This window comes from Blastomonas sp., from assembly GCF_041747255.1.
Taxonomy (GTDB): Bacteria; Pseudomonadota; Alphaproteobacteria; order Sphingomonadales; family Sphingomonadaceae; genus Blastomonas.
Genome location: NZ_JBGTFM010000379.1, coordinates 1 through 3,670, shown reverse-complemented (window position 1 = coordinate 3,670; position 3,670 = coordinate 1). Strand labels below are relative to the sequence as shown.

Genomic DNA, 3,670 nt, shown 5'->3' with positions numbered 1-3,670 from the left:
GCCGGTCGCGTTGCTGGTGCTGCCGGTGCTGTTGACGCTGGCGATGCTGTGGTTCGACCGCTGGCAGGCGCGGCGAGGCAGGCGCCCGGCGAGTCGGTTGCCGGTGCGGCCGTGGTCGTTGTTGTTCCTCGCGTACATCGGCACGCTCAGCCACCCCGCGCTCGATTATCTGAACAGTTATGGCATCCGCCTGCTCGAGCCGTTTTCGCCGCGCTGGTTTTATGGCGATACCTTGTTCATTATTGATGTGTGGTTGTGGAGCGCGCTGCCATTGGGCATCTGGTTGTCGCGGCGGCGCGAGAAGGCGGGGCACGCGGGCTGGACGCACCCGGCGATCGCAGCGATCGCCTTTGCGCTGGTCTATATCAGCGGCAACATGGCGCTCTCGAACCGGGCAGAGCACGACACGGCCAAGGCGGTTGTTCAGACGCGCGGCATCACGCCTGACCTGGTGATCGCCAACGCAGTTCCTGTCACTTTCTGGCGGCGCGACATGCTGTGGCGCGGCGAGGGCGTTATCGGGCGCGGTGATTATAGTGCGCTGGAGCGCAATCCGCTGGCCTTCAATTTGGGCACGCATGCGACCAACATGGACGCTCCGCTGGTTGCCAAGGCGCGCGCCCAAAGCCCTGACGCGCAGGCCTTTTTGTTCTGGGCCCGCATCCCATATGCTGAGCTTGCCGCTATCCCCGGCGGCCACCGCGTGACATTGCGCGATGCACGGTTTGACAATTCGCCGATTGCTGACCGGTTTGCGGTGATCATCGACGTAAAGGAGTGAAGCTTTGACCCGCCCCGCCATCGTCTGGCTGCGCCGTGATCTGCGGCTGGCTGATCAGGCTGCGTTTGCTGCCGCCGCCAAGGCCGGCCCGGTGATCCCGGTGTTCGTGCTCGATGACGTGACGCCCAAACACCGCAAAATGGGCGGAGCCTCGCGCTGGTGGCTGCATCACAGCCTCGCGTCGCTGGCAAAAACCCTCGAAGGCATGGGCTCCAAACTGATCCTGCGGCGCGGCACGGCGGCGGATGTCATCGCGGAACTGGCGCGCGAGACAGGCGCACGCGCGGTCCATGCGCTGCATCACTATGAGCCTTGGTGGCGCAACGCCGAGCGTGCGCTGAAGGACACGTTGCCCGATGGCTGCACGTTCGAGCGGCACCACGGCAATTACCTGATGCCGCCCGGATCGATCACCACCGGCAGTGGTCAGCCTTACAAAATATACACCCCGTTCTGGCGTGCGCTGGCGCTGCACATGCCTCCGCCCGCGCCTTTGCCTGCGCGGGCATCGCTCGCCGCGCCCGAGAACTGGCCTGAGAGCGATGCGCTGGGTGATTGGCACTTGTTGCCGGTGCAGCCCAACTGGGCCGAGGGCTTTGCCAGCGAATGGCAGCCGGGTGAGGCTGGCGCGGCCAGGCGGATCGCCGACTTTGCTGATTGTGTGCGAAGCTATCAGGAAGACCGCAACCTGCCCTCCATCGAAGGCACATCGCGCCTGTCGCCGCACCTGCACTTTGGTGAGGTCTCGCCTGCGACGGTATGGCACGCGCAGATGGATGCGGGCGGATCGGTCGAGACCTTTCTCAAAGAGCTGGTCTGGCGCGACTATGGCCAGAATGTCATCGCGCAATATCCTGATTATGGCCGCACCAATGCCCGCGATGGCTTTGACGCATTCCCATGGCGTGATGCCGATGATCCTGCGGTCGCTGCCGAAATCCGGCTGTGGCAGCAGGGGCGCACCGGCTATCCCATCGTCGATGCCGGGATGCGCCAGCTGTGGGTCAGCGGCTGGATGCACAACCGGGTGCGGATGATCGCGGCCTCGTTCCTGATCAAGCATCTGCTGGTCGACTGGCGGGTGGGTGAGGCCTGGTTCTGGGACACGCTTGTCGATGCCGACTACGGATCGAACGCCACCAACTGGCAGTGGACGGCGGGAACGGGCATTGATTCGAACATGTTCGTGCGGATCATGGCGCCGCTCAGCCAGTCAGAAAAGTTCGATGCGTCGGCGTATATTCGCCAGTGGGTGCCTGAACTTGCGAACGTGCCCGACGATGCGATCCATGATCCGCATGCAGCGGGCGTGTTCGTGAAGGGCTATCCCAAAAAGATAATCGGGCATAAACAGGCAAGAGAACGCGCGCTGGCGGCCATCGCCAGCATCAGGAGTGCGTAGACAAAAGGGGAGAGCAAAGATGCGGATCGGACTGGGTTTTGCGGCGGCCTGCGCGCTTGCGCTTGGAACTGGCGCCGGGGCAGTCGCCAAGGATGCCAAAGACAAGAATGTCCGCGCGATCACCGACTTGTCGCCCGCTGAAATGGAGCGGGTGCGCACCGCAGGCGCGCAGATCCTGTTTTGGTCCGATGAGCAGCGCTCCGCCAATTTCCGCGCGATGGAAAAGCAGTTCCCCGGCACCATTGCCAAGGCCGGCAGGCCGCGCGCGCTGCCCAGAGGCAAGCCGCTGGCGGTGCGTGATGCGGATGTCGATGCGTTCATGGCCGCGCAGAACGTCGCCGGGCTGATGGTCATTCAAAATGGCAAGGTGCTGCTCGAACGCTATGGCCTGGGCATGACCGCGACCGACCGCTGGACCAGCTTTTCGGTTGCCAAGTCATTCACCTCGACGCTCCTGGGGGCGGCGGTGAAGGATGGCTTCATCACCTCGATCGATGACCCGGTGATCAAATATCTGCCCGAGCTTGCGGGCAGCGGTTATGACGGCGTGTCGATCAAACACATCCTGACGATGACATCGGGCGTCAAATGGAACGAGGATTACACCGACCCCAACAGCGATGTCGTCAAGATGCTCTCGGTGCCCGTCGGCCCCGGCGAAGACCCCAACACCGCGTATTTGAAGACCCTGCCCAGCGAGGCAGGGCCGGGGAGCAAATGGGTCTACAAGACCGGCGAGACCAACCTGATCGGGGTGATCGTGACGCGCGCGACTGGCAAGTCGCTCACTGAATATGCGCAGGAAAAGATCGTCCGGCCCGCCGGGTTTGAAGACGATCTGTTCTGGATGGTCGATTCGTCGGGCCAGAACATCGGCGGTTGCTGCCTGTCGCTGCGCCTCGCCGATTATGCTCGCATGGGACTGTTCGCGCTGGAAGGCGGCGGCAAGCAGGTGCCCGACGGCTGGTTTGCGCAGGCCGGCAAGGAGCAGGCAAATGTCGGCATGCCAGGCTTTGGCTATGGCTATCAATGGTGGACCTATCCCGGCGGCACATGGGGCGGTCAGGGCATTTTCGGCCAGGGCATCATGATTGTACCGCAGAAAAAGCTGGTGATCGCGGTGGTCAGCAACTGGCCCAAGGCGAGCGGAGCGGATTTTCGCATTCCGCAGCTGCAGTTCTTTCAAAAGCTCGCCCAAGCTGCCAAATGAGCGATGATACGCGCTTGCATGGCGAGCTTGCGGCGGTCGGCATCCGATTTGAACAGGTTGAGCATGCGCCCGTGTTCACCGTGCTTGAAAGCAGCGCCTTATATCGCGGCATTCCAGGTGCACACACCAAAAACCTGTTCCTGAAAGATACCGACGGCCAGTTCTATCTGGTCACGGTTCTGGCAGAAAAGCAGGTCGATCTGGGCGCTTTGCGGCATCTTGTCGGGGCCAAACGATTCAGCTTTGGCAGCGCGGACGAAATGATCGCGTTGCTGGG

4 protein-coding genes are annotated in these 3,670 nt (G+C 62.6%); all 4 read left to right on the top strand.

What is annotated here, in order from left to right; all coding sequences use genetic code 11:
* On the top strand, positions 1 to 781 hold a 781-nt coding region (locus ACEW8G_RS12865), incomplete at its 5' end, for a metal-dependent hydrolase (protein ID WP_373488809.1).
* A 4-nt stretch (positions 782 to 785) separates the two neighbouring features.
* Positions 786 to 2,183: a deoxyribodipyrimidine photo-lyase gene (locus tag ACEW8G_RS12860; RefSeq protein ID WP_373488808.1), complete on the top strand. Its 1,398-nt coding sequence runs from the start codon at positions 786 to 788 to the stop codon at positions 2,181 to 2,183.
* A gap of 19 nt (positions 2,184 to 2,202) precedes the next feature.
* Positions 2,203 to 3,393, top strand: a complete 1,191-nt coding sequence (locus ACEW8G_RS12855) for a serine hydrolase domain-containing protein (RefSeq protein WP_373488807.1) — start codon at positions 2,203 to 2,205, stop codon at positions 3,391 to 3,393.
* Positions 3,390 to 3,670 (top strand): YbaK/EbsC family protein (locus tag ACEW8G_RS12850; RefSeq protein ID WP_373488806.1); only part of this gene is annotated, 281 nt, incomplete at its 3' end. The genes ACEW8G_RS12855 and ACEW8G_RS12850, both read left to right, overlap by 4 nt.

Bases quoted from the DNA above. Each gene is read 5' to 3' on its own strand.
- ACEW8G_RS12855 (WP_373488807.1), top strand. From the start codon at position 2,203: ATGCGGATCGGACTGGGTTTTGCGGCGGCCTGCGCGCTTGCGCTTGGA.